The organism is Flavobacterium psychrotolerans (genome assembly GCF_003097635.1).
GTDB classification, from domain to species: Bacteria; Bacteroidota; Bacteroidia; order Flavobacteriales; family Flavobacteriaceae; genus Flavobacterium; species Flavobacterium psychrotolerans.
This window is the reverse complement of sequence record NZ_QCZI01000006.1, coordinates 141440-161280: the sequence shown is the minus strand read 5'-3', so window position 1 is coordinate 161280 and position 19841 is coordinate 141440. Positions and strand designations below refer to the sequence as shown.

Annotated in this window: 14 protein-coding genes; 3 read left to right on the top strand and 11 right to left on the bottom strand. The window is 36.1% G+C overall.

Going from position 1 to position 19841, the window contains the following annotated elements:
- Nucleotides 1-13: 13 nt before the first annotated feature.
- From queG to DB895_RS06715, 10 genes are all read right to left on the bottom strand, one after another.
- Nucleotides 14-940, bottom strand: coding sequence for a tRNA epoxyqueuosine(34) reductase QueG (queG, locus tag DB895_RS06760; protein ID WP_116724603.1), 927 nt, complete (start codon nt 938-940; stop codon nt 14-16).
- A gap of 76 nt (nt 941-1016) precedes the next feature.
- Nucleotides 1017-2039 carry a Holliday junction branch migration DNA helicase RuvB gene (ruvB, locus tag DB895_RS06755; RefSeq protein ID WP_116724602.1) on the bottom strand — a complete coding sequence of 341 codons (1023 nt, stop codon included), beginning with the start codon at nt 2037-2039 and terminating at the stop codon, nt 1017-1019.
- Between the two features lie 78 nt (nt 2040-2117).
- On the bottom strand, nt 2118-3920 hold the full coding sequence (locus DB895_RS06750; RefSeq protein ID WP_116724601.1) for a cytochrome c oxidase subunit I: 1803 nt from the start codon (nt 3918-3920) through the stop codon (nt 2118-2120).
- 25 nt (nt 3921-3945) lie between these two features.
- Nucleotides 3946-5106 (bottom strand): cytochrome c oxidase subunit II, encoded by a 1161-nt coding sequence (locus DB895_RS06745; RefSeq protein WP_116724600.1) that lies wholly within the window; start codon nt 5104-5106, stop codon nt 3946-3948.
- 18 nt (nt 5107-5124) lie between these two features.
- Entirely contained in the window at nt 5125-6432 is a 1308-nt protein-coding gene (locus tag DB895_RS06740; protein ID WP_116724599.1) for a cation-translocating P-type ATPase, read from the bottom strand.
- Between the two features lie 27 nt (nt 6433-6459).
- Entirely contained in the window at nt 6460-7005 is a 546-nt protein-coding gene (locus tag DB895_RS06735; protein WP_116724598.1) for a c-type cytochrome, read from the bottom strand.
- Between the two features lie 8 nt (nt 7006-7013).
- The gene (locus DB895_RS06730) at nt 7014-7538 is read right to left on the bottom strand and encodes a DUF3341 domain-containing protein (protein WP_116724597.1); all 525 of its coding nucleotides are present in this window, start codon (nt 7536-7538) and stop codon (nt 7014-7016) included.
- Nucleotides 7531-8934, bottom strand: a complete 1404-nt coding sequence (gene nrfD, locus DB895_RS06725; protein WP_116724596.1) for an NrfD/PsrC family molybdoenzyme membrane anchor subunit — start codon at nt 8932-8934, stop codon at nt 7531-7533. Before nrfD ends, DB895_RS06730 begins: the two co-directional genes overlap by 8 nt.
- Nucleotides 8935-8971: 37 nt before the next feature.
- Nucleotides 8972-12034 (bottom strand): TAT-variant-translocated molybdopterin oxidoreductase, encoded by a 3063-nt coding sequence (locus DB895_RS06720; RefSeq protein WP_116724595.1) that lies wholly within the window; start codon nt 12032-12034, stop codon nt 8972-8974.
- A gap of 34 nt (nt 12035-12068) precedes the next feature.
- Entirely contained in the window at nt 12069-13394 is a 1326-nt protein-coding gene (locus tag DB895_RS06715; protein WP_116724594.1) for a c-type cytochrome, read from the bottom strand.
- A 217-nt stretch (nt 13395-13611) separates the two neighbouring features.
- Here DB895_RS06715 and DB895_RS06710 point away from each other — a divergent pair, with 217 nt between their 5' ends.
- The 3 genes from DB895_RS06710 (at nt 13612) to DB895_RS06695 (ending at nt 16598) form a co-directional block, all read left to right on the top strand.
- Nucleotides 13612-14001 carry an SPOR domain-containing protein gene (locus DB895_RS06710; RefSeq protein ID WP_116724593.1) on the top strand — a complete coding sequence of 130 codons (390 nt, stop codon included), beginning with the start codon at nt 13612-13614 and terminating at the stop codon, nt 13999-14001.
- 278 nt (nt 14002-14279) lie between these two features.
- On the top strand, nt 14280-14834 hold the full coding sequence (locus tag DB895_RS06700; RefSeq protein ID WP_116724591.1) for a hypothetical protein: 555 nt from the start codon (nt 14280-14282) through the stop codon (nt 14832-14834).
- Between the two features lie 591 nt (nt 14835-15425).
- Nucleotides 15426-16598 (top strand): C1 family peptidase, encoded by a 1173-nt coding sequence (locus DB895_RS06695; protein WP_116724590.1) that lies wholly within the window; start codon nt 15426-15428, stop codon nt 16596-16598.
- 362 nt (nt 16599-16960) lie between these two features.
- Here DB895_RS06695 and infB read toward each other — a convergent pair whose 3' ends face one another.
- Nucleotides 16961-19795 carry a translation initiation factor IF-2 gene (infB, locus tag DB895_RS06690; RefSeq protein ID WP_116724589.1) on the bottom strand — a complete coding sequence of 945 codons (2835 nt, stop codon included), beginning with the start codon at nt 19793-19795 and terminating at the stop codon, nt 16961-16963.
- Nucleotides 19796-19841 lie beyond the last annotated feature (46 nt).

The window sequence follows — 19841 nt, the reverse complement described above, 5'->3', positions numbered from 1 at the left end:
GCTAGATTTAACTTTATAATCTCTTCAAAAAATCAACGTTCCTTTTCAAACCTTCATATTTTGTTCTCTTTAACGCCGAATTTTTAAAAACTACTTTAAAAGTCTCTTCTGTAATTTCTTCCCAATCTTTTTTAGTCATAGAAAGCAAATCAGGATTAGGAATAAAAAGAGGTTCACTATGCGCTTTAGAGAATTTGTTCCAAGGGCAAACATCTTGGCAAATATCACAACCAAAAGTCCAATCATCAAACTTTCCTTTCATTTCTGCGGGAATATTGTCCTTAAGCTCAATGGTAAAATAAGAAATACATTTACTGCCGTCAACAACATAAGGAGCCACAATGGCCTCTGTGGGACACGCATCAATGCAAGCGGTGCAGGTTCCGCAATGTTCTGTTGAGGCATAATCGTTTTCGAGTTCCAAATCGACAATGAGCTCTGCGATAAAATAAAATGAGCCGACAGATTTGGTGATTAAGTTGCTGTTTTTTCCTATCCAACCCAAACCACTTTTAGCAGCCCAAGCTTTGTCTAAAACAGGTGCAGAATCGACAAAAGCGCGTCCGGAAACTTCACCGATTGTTTCATTTATTGAATGGAGCAATTCGTTTAACTTTTCTTTGATGACAAAATGGTAATCCTGTCCATAGGCATATTTGGAAATTTTATAGCTGTTGACTTCTTGAAATTCTGAGGGATAATAATTCAGCAATAAGGAAATCACGCTTTTGGCATCATCAACCAATAGGCTTGGATTCAACCGTTTGTCAAAATGATTTTCCATATAGGCCATTTGCCCGTTCCGATTTTGGTTTAACCAATTCTCCAATCGTGGGGCTTCTTTTTCTAGAAAACCAGATTTTGATATCCCACAAGACAAAAACCCAAGGCGTAGGGCTTCGGATTTGATGAAATGGGTATAATCTTGTTTGTTATTCATTTTGCATTAGGGATTGTAGCGGTATCCCACGCTTTTTAGCGTGGATATAGTGGAAAGCCCGACTGGAGGGAATGCCCTAAAACAATCCCCCTTGAATGTTGTTTTTAATCTTTCCTAAATGTTTGTAGGCTTTTTCAGTTACTTCACGGCCTCTTGGCGTTCGCATGATGAATCCTTCCTGAATCAAAAAGGGTTCATAGACTTCCTCGATGGTTTCGCTGCTTTCTGATACGGCTGTTGCCAAAGTGGATAATCCTACCGGCCCACCTTTAAATTTATCGATGATGGTAGTGAGGATTTTATTGTCCATTTCATCCAAGCCATGCGCATCGACATTTAATGCTTTAAGCGAATAGCGGGCAATTTCTATGTCAATTTTTCCGTTTCCCTTGATTTGGGCAAAATCACGAACCCGACGCAATAATGCATTGGCAATACGAGGTGTTCCCCTGCTTCTTCCGGCAATTTCTATGGCGGCTTCCATGGTAATGGGCATTTTTATAATGGCGGCACTACGCTGAACAATGGTTGTCAATAATTCTGTGGTATAATATTGCAAACGGCTCTGGATTCCAAATCGGGCACGCATGGGAGCCGTCAATAATCCGGAACGTGTTGTCGCACCAATTAACGTAAAGGGATTGAGATTGATTTGAACCGATCTGGCATTTGGCCCGGATTCAATCATAATATCGATTTTAAAGTCTTCCATGGCTGAATATAAATATTCTTCCACAATGGGGCTTAAACGGTGAATCTCGTCAATAAAAAGCACATCCCGTTCATCGAGATTAGTGAGCAATCCTGCTAAATCTCCAGGCTTGTCTAAAACGGGCCCGGAAGTAATTTTTATCCCTACCCCTAACTCATTGGCTAAAATATTTGCCAAAGTGGTTTTCCCCAAACCTGGTGGCCCATGAAACAGGGTGTGGTCTAAGGCTTCGTTTCTTTGATTAGCGGCTTCAACAAAAACTTTTAGGTTTTCTAATATCTGATCCTGACCCGAAAAATCTTCAAAAGAGAGTGGCCTCAATTTTTTTTCGAGATCAAGTTCCTCTGGGTTATAGTTGTTGTTTGTTGGGTCTAAATTTTCATTCATGTTACAAATATAACAAAGTTAGGAACAAATAAAAATGCCTTTCGTTTTGGAAAGGCATTTTTATAATTTTAATGAATCCTAGTGGTGTAATTGCTCTTCCCCTTCTTTCATTGGTACATTTTGAGGCACGAAATCTTCATCATGACCCGGCTTACTGTAATCGTAAGGCCATCGGTACACGTGAGGAATTTCTCCTATCCAGTTTCCGTGAATATGCTCCATTGGCGCAGTCCATTCTAATGTATTCGATTTCCAAGGATTTTGAACTGATTTTTTACCGTAGAATATACTGCTAAAGAAGTTGTATAAAAATACCAGTTGAAAAACACCTCCAATAAGAGCGAAAGTAGTGATCAATACATTAACATTTTGCAAATCATCAAATAAAGGAAAATTCGTATTTGTGTAATACCGTCTTGGTAAACCCGCTAAACCTATAAAGTGCATCGGAAAAAACACGCCGTAAGCGCAAATTGCAGTTACCCAAAAGTGAATATACCCTAAATTTTTGTTCAACATTCTACCGAACATTTTTGGAAACCAATGGTAAATACCCGCAAACATTCCATAAAGAGCAGATATACCCATCACCAAGTGAAAGTGAGCTACTACAAAATACGTATCGTGAACATTAATATCCAAAGTACTATCTCCAAGAATAATTCCTGTTAAACCGCCGGTAATAAACGTGGATACTAAACCTATAGAAAACAACATCGCTGGATTTAACTGTAAGTTTCCTTTCCAGAGTGTTGTAATATAATTGAAGGCTTTTACAGCAGATGGAATTGCAATAAGTAAGGTTGTGAAAGTAAACACCGAACCTAGAAATGGATTCATTCCTGATATAAACATGTGGTGCCCCCAAACTATAGTTGATAAAAATGCAATTGCCAAAATGGACATAATCATCGCTCTGTAACCGAAAATTGGTTTACGGGAATTCGTAGCAATAACTTCTGAAGTAATACCTAAAGCCGGCAATAATACAATATATACTTCAGGATGACCAAGGAACCAAAATAAATGTTCAAACAAAACTGGAGAACCACCTTGATAATGCAATACTTCACCTGCAATATAAATATCAGACAAGAAGAATGATGTCCCAAAACTTCTATCCATGATCAACAATAATGCTGCAGATAATAATACCGGAAAAGAAACAACACCAATGATTGCTGTAACAAAGAAAGCCCAAATTGTAAGTGGAAGTCTTGTCATAGACATCCCTTTAGTTCTCAAATTGATTACTGTAACAATATAATTTAAAGATCCCATTAAAGAAGAAGCAATAAATATAGCCATAGAGACTAACCACAAAGTCATTCCCATTCCAGAACCACCTATCGCCTGAGGCAAGGCACTTAATGGAGGATAAATAGTCCAACCAGCATTTGCGGGTCCCGATTCCACGAAAAGGGAACTAACCATTACTACACTTGATAAAAAGAACAACCAGTAGGAAATCATATTCAAAAATCCCGAAGCCATATCACGTGCACCAATTTGAAGTGGAATCAATAAATTACTGAAAGTTCCACTTAAAGCTGCGGTCAAAACGAAAAAAACCATTATGGTTCCATGAATAGTAACCAAAGACAGGTAAATATCATTTGTCATCACTCCGTTTGGAGCAAATTTATCCCCCAACAAAAAATTGAAAATTTTGAAAGACTCTTCAGGCCAGGCCAGTTGCATACGAAAAAGCATCGACATCCCTACACCTATTATCCCCATAAATATACCTGTAATAAGGTATTGTTTGGAAATCATCTTATGGTCGATACTAAATATATATTTGGTTATAAAAGTATCTTTATGGTGGTGTTCGTGATCATGTTCTTGATCGTGACCGTGATCTATAACTGCTGCTGACATACTTTATTTCTTTTATTTTAAACTTTTATTTTAATGCTACTTGAGCAATCATTTTTCCATCTTTTGCTTTTGCAGAATCAACACCTTTAACATTAACATCTGTTTCAGGCGCTGGGACATTAGCGGCTTTAATTTCTTCCGCTAAAGTTGGTTTTTCATTTAACCATTTTTTATAATCTTCGGGTGTATCAACAACAATTTTCATTTGCATATTGTAGTGAGATGCTCCACAAATTTTGTTACATAACAATAAATATTCGAAAGTATATGGATCTAGTGCTGTTTCTCCTTTTGCTACTAAATCAATACTTTTTTTGGCTCGTATTGCATTAATATTTGCCACTTTTTCCTGCATGAAAGCCATATCCCTCATTTCTACAGTAGTATAAATAGGTGTAAAAGCGAATTGAGTTACCATACCCGGAACACAATTCATTTGTGCTCTAAAGTGTGGCATGTATGCAGAATGCAACACATCCTGAGATCTCATTTTAAAAAGGATTTTTTTACCTTTTGGAAGATGCAATTCAGAAACTACTTTATCATCCTGAGCATTTTTATCGGATAAATCAACTCCCAAAACATTAACACCTTCGATATACCTCACATTTGCCTTACCTAAAACATTGTCTTCACCTGAATATCTTGCAGTCCATTTAAACTGTTGTGCATATAATTCAACCACAACAACATCTTCGTCTTCATCAACAAACATAATATTTGTCCACGCATACAATCCATAAAGAATTAAACCCGCAAGAACAATAGCAGGAATTACACTCCAAATGGCCTCTAATTTATTGTTATCAGCAAAATATAAGGCTTTACGTTCTTTATTCCCTCTGTATTTAAAAGCGAAATAATGCAGCAAAACTTGAGTGATTGCCTGAACTATGAAAATCAAAATCCAAGTGATGTTCATCAAATTATCCACAAGAGCTCCATGTTCGGAAGCAGGAGTGTGAAGAACAAGACCTCCCCATTGAAACAATCCATAAATCGTAAAAATATAAATGAATGCCAAGAAGCCAAACATCAAATAACCTTGTGTGTTATTATCATCATCATTGGCCACTTGAGAATTATTTGAATTTTCTCCCACTTGAGTCAGATCAAATATCTTAGTTAATTGCCATAATGCAATAGATAATAAAACTAGAACTATAATTACCAACAAACTTGTCATCTGTTTTTACTTTTAATATTAATAATGAAAATGTTTACTTTCCTCAATATAAGGATTTCTTTTTGGCATCAAAGGGGCTTTCGTTAAAGCAGTAAAGACAACAAAAATAAATAATCCAAAGAAGAAAAATACTGAGCTAATTTCTGAAATACCAATAAACCATTGGTCGCCCACAGTAGAAGGCATAATCATATTAAAGAAATCAATATAATGACCAAATAAAATTACAGTTCCAGCCATAACCAATACCCAAGTAATTCTCTTGAAATCAGTATTAATCAAAATCAAAATAGGGAATACAAAATTCATAACTACAGCTCCAAAAAATGGTAGGTTATACAATTGAATTCTAGTCACAAAATAGGTTACCTCTTCTGGAATGTTAGCATACCAAATCAACATGAATTGTGAGAACCATAAGTAAGTCCAGAATACACTGATACCAAACATAAATTTAGCTAAATCGTGTATGTGGCTTGTATTTACGTTTTCTAAATACCCTTTTGATTTTAAATATAATGTAACCATACATATTGTAGTAATACCACTAACAAAGAAACTTGCAAATACGTACCATCCAAACAATGTACTAGACCAATGAGGATCAATTGACATAATCCAATCCCAAGACATGATGGATTCCGTTACGATAAAGAATACTAAAAACATAGCAGATATGTTAAAATTCTTTTTATAAAAACTATCGTCTTTAGATTCATCCTGAGCCAAACAATTTTTCCTAGAAAAGTATCGGTAAAGATTCCAACCAATCAAAAATATAGCTGCTCTAACAATCCAAAAAGGAAAATTTAAATAACCTGATTTGTTAGCTATAATTTTATCGTGAGCAACAACTTCGGGATCCAACCATATGAACAAGTGATTAAAATGCAATCCGCAAAGCACTAAAAAAACGAAGAAAATTACAGACCCGACTGGCAAATAAGCTGTTATACCCTGCATTACTCTAAATAAAACCGGAGACCAACCTGCTTGTGCCACCTGTTGAATGGCATAAAACGCTAAAACACCCATTGAAACCAGCATAAAGAAAATACAAGCAACATATAAAGCAGCCCAAGGCTTGTTTTGTAATTGGTGTAAAACATGTTCTAAATGCTCTTTATGTTCAGCTGCCTCTTGAATGCTGTTCTCGACAGCAACGGCATGAGCTTCATGATGGCCTTCATGAGCATCTGCTGCAAGTATTTTTTCAACTTCTTGAATATCTTTCGGGGCAGTTAAAAAACCATATCCAATCCCTAAAACACCTAAAATCATCAGGATGAGGGCGAATGTTTTTAATTTACTTGAAAATGTGTACATATCTATTAAGATCAGTTTGTTCTACAATTATAATTTGCTTTTTAGTTCTAACACATAGGAAGAAACTAACCAACGTTCGTGTGCATTCAATTGATTGGCATAAGATCCCATAGCATTTAAACCATACGTTTGAACGTGAAAAATACTGCCTTCCGTAATTGGTCTGTCTTTGTAATTTGGAACTCCTAAATATTTACCTTGAGTAACCAACTTCCCTTTGCCATCCCCTGCATTACCATGACAAATAGCACAATATATTTCAAATAATGCCTTGCCTTTTTCAGAATCATTAGATAAAGAATCCAAAGGAGATTTCAAGTTTAATTTAGCCAATTCATACCCTGCCGGTGTATTTTCATATTGGTATGGTTCAAAACCTCTATTAATAGTACCTTCAACAGGCAACTGTCCTTCTTTACCATTTTTGAATGCGTCAGATTGAGAATAAGTATTATAACTTACTGGCTCATACATGTTAGGCATGTATTGATAATTAGGTTTCGAATTATCATGACAAGACGAAACTAAAATAGTAATACAAACTAAAAGTGTTATTTTATATATGCTTTTCATATTTTAGATTAATGCTTTTCGATTACTTTTACTTCAACAGCGCCCGTTTTTTGGAAAAAAGAAACTAATTCCTCCTCATTGTTATTTACAGCAACTTCCATTAGGAAATGATCGTCCGTAGTTCTAACATCCGGATTTTCAGCTTGTTTGAAAGGCCATAATTTACTTCTCATATAGAAAGTAATAACCATTAAATGCGCCGCAAAAAATACCGTTTCTTCAAACATGATTGGAACGAAAGCCGGCATGTTATCAATATAACTAAAACTTGGTTTACCTCCAATATCTTGTGGCCAATCTTGAATCATAACGAAATTCATCATCCAAGTTCCGAAAGACAAACCACATAACCCGTAAATAAAAGCACAAATGGCTAATCGTGTCGGGGCAATTCCCATGGCTTTATCCAATCCGTGTACCGGAAAAGGAGTAAAAACTTCTTCAATATGATGGTGAGCTGCACGTGTTTTCTTTACGGCATCCATCAAAATATCATCGTCATTATAAATGGCGTATATTACTTTATTACTCATGATGTGAATCTTTATTTGCTGCTCTTTCTCTAATGTAATTATCTCCTGTTCCTTTCAATATTGTTTTAACCTCTGCTTGTGCAATAACTGGGAATGTTCTGGCATACAGTAAAAATAATACAAAGAAAAAACCAATTGTTCCAATGAAAATACCAATATCTACAAACGTTGGTGAGAACATGGTCCAAGAAGATGGAAGATAATCTCTGTGTAATGAAGTCACGATGATTACGAAACGTTCGAACCACATTCCAATATTTACAACAATGGAGATAATGAAGGAGAACATAATACTTGTTCTTAATTTTTTAAACCACATAAATTGTGGTGAAAAAACGTTACAAGTCATCATAGCCCAATATGCCCACCAGTATGGTCCGGTTGCTCTATTCAAGAATGCATATTGTTCGTATTCTACTCCTGAGTACCAAGCGATGAAAAGCTCTGTAATATAAGCGACCCCAACAATAGAACCCGTTATCATTATAATGATATTCATCAACTCGATATGTTGAACTGTAATATAGGCTTCAAGGTTTGATACTTTTCTCATGATAATAAGCAAGGTATTTACCATTGCAAATCCAGAGAAAACCGCTCCAGCAACGAAGTATGGAGGAAAAATTGTAGTATGCCATCCTGGTATTACAGAAGTAGCAAAGTCCATCGATACAATAGTGTGTACAGAAAGCACAAGTGGTGTTGCCAAACCTGCAAGAACTAAAGAAACTTCTTCAAAACGTTGCCAATCTTTTGCTCTACCACTCCATCCAAAACTCAAAATAGAATAAATTCTTTTGTTGAAAGGCGTAATCGCTCTGTCTCTCAGCATTGCAAAATCAGGAAGTAAACCAGTCCACCAGAAAACTAATGATACCGAAAGATAAGTAGAAATTGCAAATACGTCCCAAAGTAAAGGCGAGTTAAAGTTAACCCACAGCGAACCAAATTGATTCGGAATTGGCAAAACCCAATACGCTAACCATGGACGCCCCATGTGAATAATTGGGAATAGACCTGCTTGAATCACTGAGAAAATAGTCATTGCTTCTGCAGAACGGTTAATCGCCATTCTCCATCTTTGACGGAATAATAAAAGTACTGCTGAAATTAGTGTTCCTGCGTGACCAATACCAACCCACCAAACGAAGTTAGTAATATCCCAAGCCCAACCAACAGTTTTATTTAATCCCCATGTTCCGATACCGGTAGAAACAGTGTAAATAATACAACCTAATCCCCAAAGGAATGCGGCTAATGCAATTGAAAATACAATCCACCATTGTTTGTTTGCTTTACCTTCAACAGGTGCGGCTACATCTACTGTTACATCGTGATAAGACTTATCACCTATAACTAAGGGTTTTCTAATGGGAGCTTCGTAGTGAGACGACATAATCCTTTATCTTGTTACTTAATTAATTTATTTTATACTAGGTATTTCTAACTTTTACGTGGTAGATAACGTTAGGTTTTGTTCCAACATGCTCTAATAAATGATACATCCTGTCATCTTCACCCAATTTAGCAACATGACTTTCTTTATCATTTACATCTCCAAATACCATTGCTCCAGAAGAACAAGCATTTGAACAAGCAGTTTGAAATTCACCATCAACAATAGCTCTTCCTTCATTTTTAGCTCTCAAGATAGTTGCTTGTGTCATTTGAATACACATAGAACATTTCTCCATAACCCCACGAGAACGAACGTTAACATCTGGATTCAACACCATACGACCTAAATCATCATTCATGTGGTAATCAAATTCGCTGTTTTTATTGTATAAGAACCAGTTGAAACGACGTACTTTATAAGGACAGTTGTTTGCGCAGTAACGAGTACCAACACATCTATTGTAAGCCATTTGGTTTTGACCTTGACGACCGTGTGATGTTGCAGCTACAGGACAAACAGTCTCGCAGGGAGCATGATTACAGTGCTGACACATTACTGGCTGGAAAGAAACTTGCGGATTATCTGCCGCTTTTTCCATTTCTCCAAAACCTCCAAGAGATCCTTTTTTACCAAACAATCCTTCAAATTCTTCTTTTTTCTTATTGTCACCTGCAAAAGTATCTTCAGAAGAATAATATCTATCAATACGCAACCAATGCATATCACGACTTCTTCTTACTTCAGATTTCCCAACTACTGGAACGTTATTTTCAGCATGACAAGCAATAACGCAAGCGCCACAACCCGTACAAGCATTCAAATCAATCGAAAGGTTAAAATGATGACCAACTGAACGATCAAATGAAGTCCATAAATCTACAGTTGTAGCTTCTACTTCTTTGTGATCTAGAGATACCATAGGAACTTCATTCCATTCTTTAGCATCTTTAGTGTTGAATATTTCCAAAGTGGTTTCTTTGATAATATCGCCTCTACCCATTAACGTTTTTTGTCCCTGAACACACGCAAATTCATGCGAACCGGAAGATTTAGTCAATTTTGCAGATTGAACATTATTAAAACCTTTATACAAGGAGTAAGCATTAACCCCTACTTGCATTTCTTCTTTTAGTGCTGCTTTTTTACCATATCCCAAGGCTAAACCTATTGTTCCTTTAGCTTGGCCTGGTTGTATTATTACTGGTACTTTTTCCAATTTTATGTCGCCAACTGTAAGAGTTGCATAGCTACCGTCCAAGCCTCCATTAGCAACAATTTCATTTGTCATAGCTAATTTGTCGGCATCAGCTCTTGAAACAGTAACATAATTGTCCCAAGAAACTCTTGTGATTGGATCTGGAAACTCTTGCAACCAAGGATTGTTCGCTTGTTGTCCATCACCTAAACCCGTTTTAGTATATAAAACCAATTCTAATCCTTCAACCCCTTTTGATTGTGCTAACAAAGATGCAGCAGCGCCATAATTAACAGTTGAAGATGATGCCGAAGCTATCGCTCCAACATATATACCATCATGCAACACTTTATTCCAAGTTGAACCTGAAATAATGCCAGCTGAATTCGCTTTTATATAATCATAAAAAGTGGCTGCGCTTCCGTTCCAAGATAGTAAAGCGTCTTGAAATTGTTTAGTATTAAACAAAGGACGAATTGTAGGCTGAGTAAGTCCGTAAGTTCCTTTTGTAATACTTACATCTCCCCAAGACTCTAAATAATGAGGGGCTGCAGCAGCTATAGTCGCAACAGATGCCGTTTCATCTTCTTTTAAAGAGAAAGAAACAGATGTGTGAACCTTTTTCAAAGCATCTGTAAATTCTTTACTATTTGGCAAAGTATAAACAGGATTAACTCCACTCATAATTAAAGTATGAACACTTCCTGCTTTCATATCATTAATTAACTGAGCTACTTTTTCGTTAGATCCTTTTCTAATCTGTCTTGTTCCTAAAGTGCTAAAAGATTCACTTGCTAATGTTTGGTTTATAGCCAACACCAACAATTGAGCATTCTTATCTTGAATTCCAGAAACTAAAACACCTTTACTTCCAGCAGCCTTTAATTGTTGAGCTACTTTAGTAACTTCAGCATCAAATTCTTTGTCTAAAGAAACAGCAACAGATGAATTTGTAATTACATTGTATATTTTAACTAATGCTTGTTTTTGATTTGCAGTAGACATCGGGACACGCTTATCAGCAGCTGCACCAGATAATGTCATATTTGCTTCTAATTGAAAATGACGGGACATTTTTCCGTTTTTCGGAATTCTGCCTTGAGCATATCCTTTATCATAGCTGCCCCCTTGCCAATCTCCTAAGAAATCTGCACCAACAGACACAATTAACGACGCTTTTGAAAAGTCATAATCAACCAAAGCCCTTTCACCATATACAGTCTCAAACGCATCTAGAGCAGCTGACTCAGAAACCGCATCATAAACAACGTGTTTTGAATTTGGGTTTAATGTGATAAATTCAGCGATTAGCTTTTCAGTAGATGGACTTGCCAAAGTGTTAGTCAACAAAACCACTTGACCCCCCTTAGCCTTAGCTTCAGCTATACTTGTTTTAACTTTTGAATCAACATCTGACCAAGTTGCGGCCTTACCTGTAATTTTAGGCTCTTTCAAACGCATACTGTCATACAAAGACAAAATCGACGCATGAATTCTCGCATTTGCAGCAAATTTTGCTCCAGTAATGGTATTGTTATCAATTTTAATAGGTCGGCCTTCACGTGTTTTTACTAAAAGATTAGCAAAATCAAAACCATCAAAAACCGAAGTTGCATAATAATCAGCAACACCCGGAATAATTTGTTCTGGCTGAATTACGTATGGGATAGACTTGTGCACTGGTCCTTCGCATGCTGCAAGTGAAGCTGCCGCCGTAGAAAACCCAACGTACTTTAAGAAATCACGACGGGTTGTAGATGAAGATGACAAAGATGACTTATCCCCTAAAAATTCATCTGTAGGAATTTCTTCAACAAATTCGTTATTTCTAAGCGCCTCAACAATAGAACTATTTCCGTTTAGTTCTTCAACACTTTTCCAGTATTTTTTGTTTGATGACATATTATATATAAATATTAGCTTCTTAATAATTTGATTAATAGTGACATTTACCGCATTCTAAACCTCCCATTTGAGCAGCAGTCAACTTGTCCACACCGTATTTTCTAGAAAGTTCCTCATGAATTTTAGTATAATATTCATTTCCTTCCATTTTAACGTCTGTTTTTCTGTGACAATCAATACACCAACCCATTGTTAATGGAGCAAATTGTTTTTGAATTTCATAAGTTTGAACCGGGCCGTGACAAGTTTGGCATTCTACTCCCGCAACAGTAACGTGTTGTGAATGATTGAAATATACAAAACTTTGCAAATTATGAATACGCACCCATTTCACCGGCTGAGTTTTACCCGTATATTTCTGATTGTCTTTATCCCAACCTACCGCAGTATATAATTTCTGGATTTCACCATCATAAAAAGCTTTAGAATGATCTGGCGTTGCAGTCGTATCAGAAACTTCAGATATACTCTTATGACAGTTCATACAAACATTCAATGAAGGAATACCAGCATTTTTACTTACTCGAGCGGCAGAATGGCAATATTTACAATTTATACCATTACTACCAGCGTGAATTCTATGCGAATAATGTATTGGCTGAATTGGCTCATAATTCTGATCCACACCCACCTGCATCAAATATCCATAAACAAAGAAAGCACTCGCCAACAACAAAAAGATTGATGTAACCAATACTAAAAACTGATTTTTAGCAAAGGCTTTCCAAACAGGAATTGTCGGCTCTTTTTCAGCAACTGATATCCCATTTGCTTTTGCAACTTTAGTCAAAACATTGTTTACTAAAAACAACATGACAATCAACATCAGCATTACAAGAGACAAAGCCCCTAAAATAATATCATTTGAAACCCCTCCCGCATTAGCCTCTGTTCCTGGAGACGCAGCAGTTCCTACCGCAGCAGCAACTGGCGCAGCAACCGGTTCGGAGGTATAAGCAATAATATTATCAATATCCCCTTCCGACAATTGCGGAAAAGGAGTCATTGGTATCTTATTATTTTCTTCAAAAACCTTTACAGCATCTGCATCACCAGATTTTATCAAATCGGAACTATTATGAACCCATTTGTAAATCCATGCCTTTTCACGTCTTTGAGAAACATTTCTCAAAGCAGGACCAGTCATTTTAGCGTCTAGCTTATGACAAGCAGCACAATTAGTGTTGAAAATTTCTTTACCCTTTACAGGATCACCACCAGAAGCAACTGGTGCGGCTGCATCAGCAACTGCAGGAGCGGCTGTTTGAGCAATTGATGTTAAGGAGAAAGTTAGCAATACTGCTAAACTAAAAAATAAATTCCTTGAAATCGAATTATGGTTACCCACTTTTTTCATATTATTATAATGATTATCGACTAAAATTTGGCATGACATACACATAAACATGTAGCAAAATCAATGCTTTCTTTAAAAACTGGGACAAAAATACAATATAAGAACTATTCTCAAAACCTTAAAATAGTCTTAATTGTTAATTTATATTTATTCTAAATAATATTTAATGTTTTGTTTAATTCAATAAATAGTACATTTGCATAAAAATCACTACTTTATGAGAGTTTTAACATTCAGCAAAACTGTTTTTGTCCTGATAACATGGACTGTATTTAGTTCAAATTTGCATGCACAACAAGGGGAATTAACTGTTAGTCAGGATCCGAAATTCGAACAAATGTTAAATGAGAAAAGAAAAATTAACTCTTCCATTACCGTAAATGATCGGTATAAAATTCAAATTTATAATGGAACCAGTGAAATTTCTAAAAAAACATTAAACGAATTTAGGAGAGACAACAAGAACTTCGACGGAACCATCGTTTTCAGCACACCTACTTATAAAGTTTGGGTTGGAAATTTTAAATCCAGAATCGAAGCAGAACGGAATTTAATTGAGATTAAGGTAAAATATCCAAATGCAATTTTAATTAAACCAAACAAATAAACATTTACTTCTTAATACACACAAAAAGCAACTCACAAAGGGTTGCTTTTTTATTTCTAGCGTTTTAAGCGAGATAGAAAAACCCAACTTAGAGGTGGGGCAAATAACGATTGTTCGGCACGAAAAAAATTCTGAAAACTTTGATGCTAAAACAAATTACAATTCCAATTTTATGTTAATTTTATCGAAAATTAGAAAAACAGTAAAATTGATGAAATATAAAATTCATTTTGTCAATTTTTCTCAAAGAAACGAATTCAATTCTAAAAATTAAAATTATGAAAATGTTCAAAACCTTATTATTACTTTCTCTTTTCATCACAACGATTAACATACGTGCCCAAGATAATACCGCAACAACCAAACAAATTGACAAAACCACTCTAGGTATAGGTCTGGGACAAGATTATGGTGGATTTGGAGTTAATGTGTTGTATTACCCAGTCAACCAATTGGGTCTTTTTGGAGGAGTTGGCTATGCATTTGCTGGGGTCGGATATAATGTAGGTGGTAAATTTAGATTTATATCAAAAACTCATACAACAAAAGTAGATCCGTATATTTTAGCCATGTATGGATATAATGCTGCAATAGCTGTAAAAAATGCGACACAATATAACAAATTATTTTACGGAACAACTTTTGGATTTGGGCTTGACTTCCAGTCAAAAGCAATAAATAAAGGATATTGGACTTTAGCGCTATTGGTTCCTATTAGAAGTCCTGATGTGGATCAATATATGGATGATTTGAAAGAAAATCATGGTATAGAATTTAAAAGTAAATTATTACCCATTGGTTTTTCCATTGGATATCGATTTAAATTAAACTAACACTCACAACTTGTAGGAAATTGAGATTTGCAACCCAATCTCACAATATGCGTGTCATAAGTAAAAGAGCAACCCATTATGGGTTGTTTTTTTTTTATGTTGAAAATTATCTGCATTTTTTAATGGTCATTAAAAGGTACAAATGCCGCAGAATTTCTTTATTTTTTCATTCAAATTCAATTTAGCTATATTTTTCATCCAGTTGTTTTTAAAATCTGATCGTATTGGCTTTGATAAATGCATGGAGCATTAGAGCCATTAGCATTTGTCGTGTAGACAATTTTAGTGTCGTCTTTATTTTAAGCAAATACGCAATTAGTAACCAAAACAGAAAGACTTGCAAAAAGCAGTTTTTTTGCATACTGATTGCAAACTAAATCCACAGTAAGTATCATTTTCAAGAATAAAGCACCTCCTAATCCGGATGATTTGAGGAAGCACAAAATGAATCTCATTTCAATTTCTTCTTACTACCAATTTATCAAAGGAATTAACCCAATTGTTACAATACGAACCAAATTATGATTATTTTGTTAAATAAAATTGAAATGGCAGTAAAGCTGTATATTTACAGTCTCAAAAATTAAAAAAATGATTAGAAAAAGCATAGTATTAGCAGGCATGTTCTGTTCATTGAGCCTTTTTGCTCAAGAAGAATTAATTAAAAAGGTAATCAACAATGCGTCGTTGAATTCGAAATTCGAGTTTAAAGAATTGATTAATTTAGAAAGCACTTCCGTTAAAAGTCAAGGAAAAGCAGGCACTTGCTGGAGTTATTCCGGCAATTCATTTATTGAATCGGAAATGATCCGCATGGGGAAAAAACCTGTAGATGTTGCCGAGATTTTTACGGCAAGACAAGTATATTTAGGAAAAGCCAGAAACTACATCCTTTTTGGAGGAAATATGGGACTTGGAGATGGTGCCGAATTGCATGACGTAATGAATATTTTAAGAGATAAAGGAGCTATGCCACAGCAAGCTTATACACTTGAAGATTATGGGAAAGGGGAAGTAAAATCGGATGAATTGCAAAAAAGATTTAAGGAAATTCTGGATGAATACATTAAAAACCCAAATAACAATTCGGCAACTTGGGTAACCGACATTAACAATTATCTTGACGAGAAATTGGGAAAACTGCCAACCCATTTTGATTACATGGGCAAAAGCTATACTCCACAGACATTTGCAAAAGAAGTCATTGGAATAAATCCCAACAATTACGTAGAATTCTCTTCCTATAAAGACAGGGGGTATTACCAAAAAATAGTACAGCCGGTTTCCGACAACTGGAGTTACGACCAATTATACAATGTTCCTATGAAAGAATTGACCAACATTGTTGATTATGCCCTTTCAAAAGGATACACCATTGGTTGGGCAACAGACGTGTCAGAACCTTATTTCAGTTGGAAAAACGGGGTAGCTCAAGTGCCCAATTTAGATTTATACAACATTACCCCTGAGGAGCAAAAAACTATTTTTGACGGGCCATCGCAAGAAAAAGAGATCACCGAAGACCTGAGATTAGACGGCCTCTACACGATGAACACCACAGACGACCATGGTATGCATATTGTTGGACTCGCCAAGGATCAAAACGGAAAAGAATATTACAAGGTAAAAAATTCATGGGGAGAAACCAACGATTACAAAGGCTATTTATATGTTACCAAAGCGTATGTTCAGCTTAAAACTACGGCAATTATGATCCATAAGAATGCGATACCGAAGCTATTAAAAAACAAATTTCATATTTAAAAAGAACTTAAAGAGCAGCTAGAAAGAAATCTAACCACTACACAAAACAACAAAAGCAATTCTTAACAGGGTTGCTTTTTATTTTATTGTGGCTCATCGTTGTGCGCAAAGTCAGGAGCCATTTGCCCGCCTGAAAAATATAATTGATTTTAAATTACCCGCGTTACAAACGCTCTATTTATCCTTCGATTAAGTAGGTACGCGATGCAATCGAGCGCCAGAATTATGGAAAAACGAGCTCCAGTTAGTTTAATAGCCGTTTTGCAAACCATGTCCGCAATCAATAAATATTTATAACATTGCCAAAACGAAAGCCAATTTAAATAAAAAATCCCGACGAATCGGGATTTTAAAACTATATTCTATTTCAATTTTTTCTTAACTGCTACTTCTTGGAAGGCTTCAATAACATCTCTTTCCTCGATGTCGTTGTAGTTCTTGATTTGGATTCCACAATCGTACCCTTTAGAAACTTCTTTCACATCGTCCTTGAATCGTTTCAATGCCAATAGTTCTCCCGTAAAGACAACCACACCGTCCCTAATAATTCTAATTTTAGAGTTTCTGGCAATTTTACCGTCCATAACCATACAACCTGCGATTGAACCTACTTTAGAGATTTTGAATATCTCCCTAATTTCAGCCGTACCCAGAATTTCTTCTTTCATTTCCGGAGCAAGCATGCCTTCCATGGCATCTTTCAAGTCGTCGATAGCGGCATAGATGATAGAGTAATAACGGATGTCAATTTCTTCTTTGTCGGCCAGTTGTCTGGCATTTCCTGCAGGACGAACGTTAAACCCGATGATGATGGCATCTGATGCAGAGGCTAACATTACGTCAGTTTCTGTAATCGCTCCAACACCTTTATGAATGATGTTAATTTGGATTTCTTCCGTAGATAATTTAGAAAACGAATCGGACAACGCTTCAACAGATCCATCCACATCTCCTTTAAGGATAATATTCAATTCTTTAAATTGACCTAAAGCAATACGACGACCAATTTCGTCCAATGTGATGTGTCTTTGTGTACGAACAGATTGTTCCCTCATTAATTGAGAACGTTTGGAAGCAATTTGTTTTGCTTCTTTTTCGTCTTCAAAAACGTTGAATTTATCACCCGCAGTCGCTGCACCATCAAGTCCTAAAACCGATACCGGCGTTGACGGACCAGCTATAGTAACCACATGCCCTCTTTCATCATGCATGGCTTTTATCTTACCATGATGTTTTCCTGCCAACATATAATCTCCTACTTTTAATGTTCCGTTTTGAACCAAAATAGTAGATACGTATCCTTTTCCTTTATCTAGGAATGCTTCCACAACCGTTCCTGTAGCAGGTCTGTTTGGATTGGCTTTCAAATCTAAAAGTTCGGCTTCTAACAATACTTTTTCTAATAATTCCTTTACACCCGTTCCTACTTTTGCAGAAATATCGTGCGATTGAATTTTACCACCCCAGTCTTCAACTAGCAAATTCATTCCTGCTAATTTTTCTTTAATTTTTTCTGGATTGGCATTTGGTTTATCAATTTTATTGATAGCAAAAATAATTGGCACATTAGCCGCCTGAGCGTGAGAGATAGCCTCTTTGGTTTGTGGCATGATGTCATCATCTGCTGCCACTACAATAATGGCGATATCAGTAACTTGAGCTCCACGAGCACGCATGGCCGTAAAAGCTTCGTGTCCCGGTGTATCTAAAAATGCAATTTTTTGACCATTATCTAATGTTACTCCGTAGGCACCAATATGTTGGGTGATTCCTCCAGATTCTCCTGCGATCACATTTTCTTTACGAATGTAATCCAGCAACGATGTTTTACCGTGATCGACGTGACCCATTACCGTTACAATAGGTGCTCTAAAAACTAGGTCTTCTTCTTTATCTTCAACCACTTGAATGGCTTCCTCGATGTCAACGGTAATAAACTCTACTTCATAACCAAACTCATCGGCTACAATTGTTAAAGTTTCAGCATCAAGACGTTGGTTCATGGTTACCATGATTCCAAGTGACATACACGTTCCAATTACTTTTGTAATGGGCACATCCATCATGATAGCAATTTCACCCACGGTAACAAACTCGGTAACCTTGATGGTTTTACTGCCTTCGTCTAAAGCTCTTTGCTCGTCATCAGATTTTTGACGGTGCGTATCTCTTTTGTCTCTTCTATATTTTGCCGCTTTAGACTTCCCTCCTTTTCCTTGGAGTTTTTCTAAAGTTTCACGAATTTGATTTTTTACTTCTTCCTCTGTAGGTTCAACTTTTGCAACAATTGCAGGTCTGTTCCCTTTTACAAAACCAGGTCTGGCACTTCGGTTTGCAGCATTATTAGCGCCACCAACATTTGGGGTGATCTTATTAGGATTTACTCCCCCTGGGGTAGTTGTTCCGCTAGGTCTAACTTCTCCGGGCTTTGGCGGAATGCGTTTTCTTTTATTTTTATTGGCGTTTGAATTAGGATTCGAAGCCGCATTAGCACCCGGTTTATTAGGCGTAATTTTAGGTTCTTCTTTTTTCTTTTTAGGCTTATTGAATTGCGATAAATCAATAGTTTGCCCAGTTAAAGTAGCCCCGGATAATTTCTGATATTGTGTTGTTATAGATTCTTCAACAGGAGCTTCATCACTTTTTACAACCTCTACTGAAGCCTCCGAAATATTAACTTGTTTAGCGGGTTCCTTTTTATCTAAATCAACAGTGTTTTTTAAGATTTCTTTTTGAACAGGTTTTTCGGCATCTCTTTTTGGAGTAACAACTTCTATAGATTTTTCAATTGGAGCAACTGGTTTTTCAACTTGAACAGAGGCGACTGGTTTTTTAGGATTCAAGTCAATTGTCCCTACTTGTTTTGGTGCGCTAACGACAGCTCTAGCTTTAATCACCTCAAGTCTTTGGCGCTCCTCGTCATGCTTACGTTTATCTTCTATCTCTTTCTCTCTCTCAACACGCAACGCCTCTTTTTCTTTCCTTTTTTCCTCGCCTACTTCTTTTGAAGCTTCTTTGTTCCCTTTGTCGCCAGCAAATTGATTTTGCAGAATATTAAATTCGGCATCAGAAATTTTTGCATTTGGATTGGATTCAATGGCAATTCCTTTATCTTTTAGATAATCCACAGCCCTTTCTAACGAAATATTTAATTCCCTTAAAACCTTGTTAATTCTTATTACTCTCTCTTCAGACATAAACCTTTTTATTATTACCTTTTTGTTGTTGTGAAGTTAGAAGAAA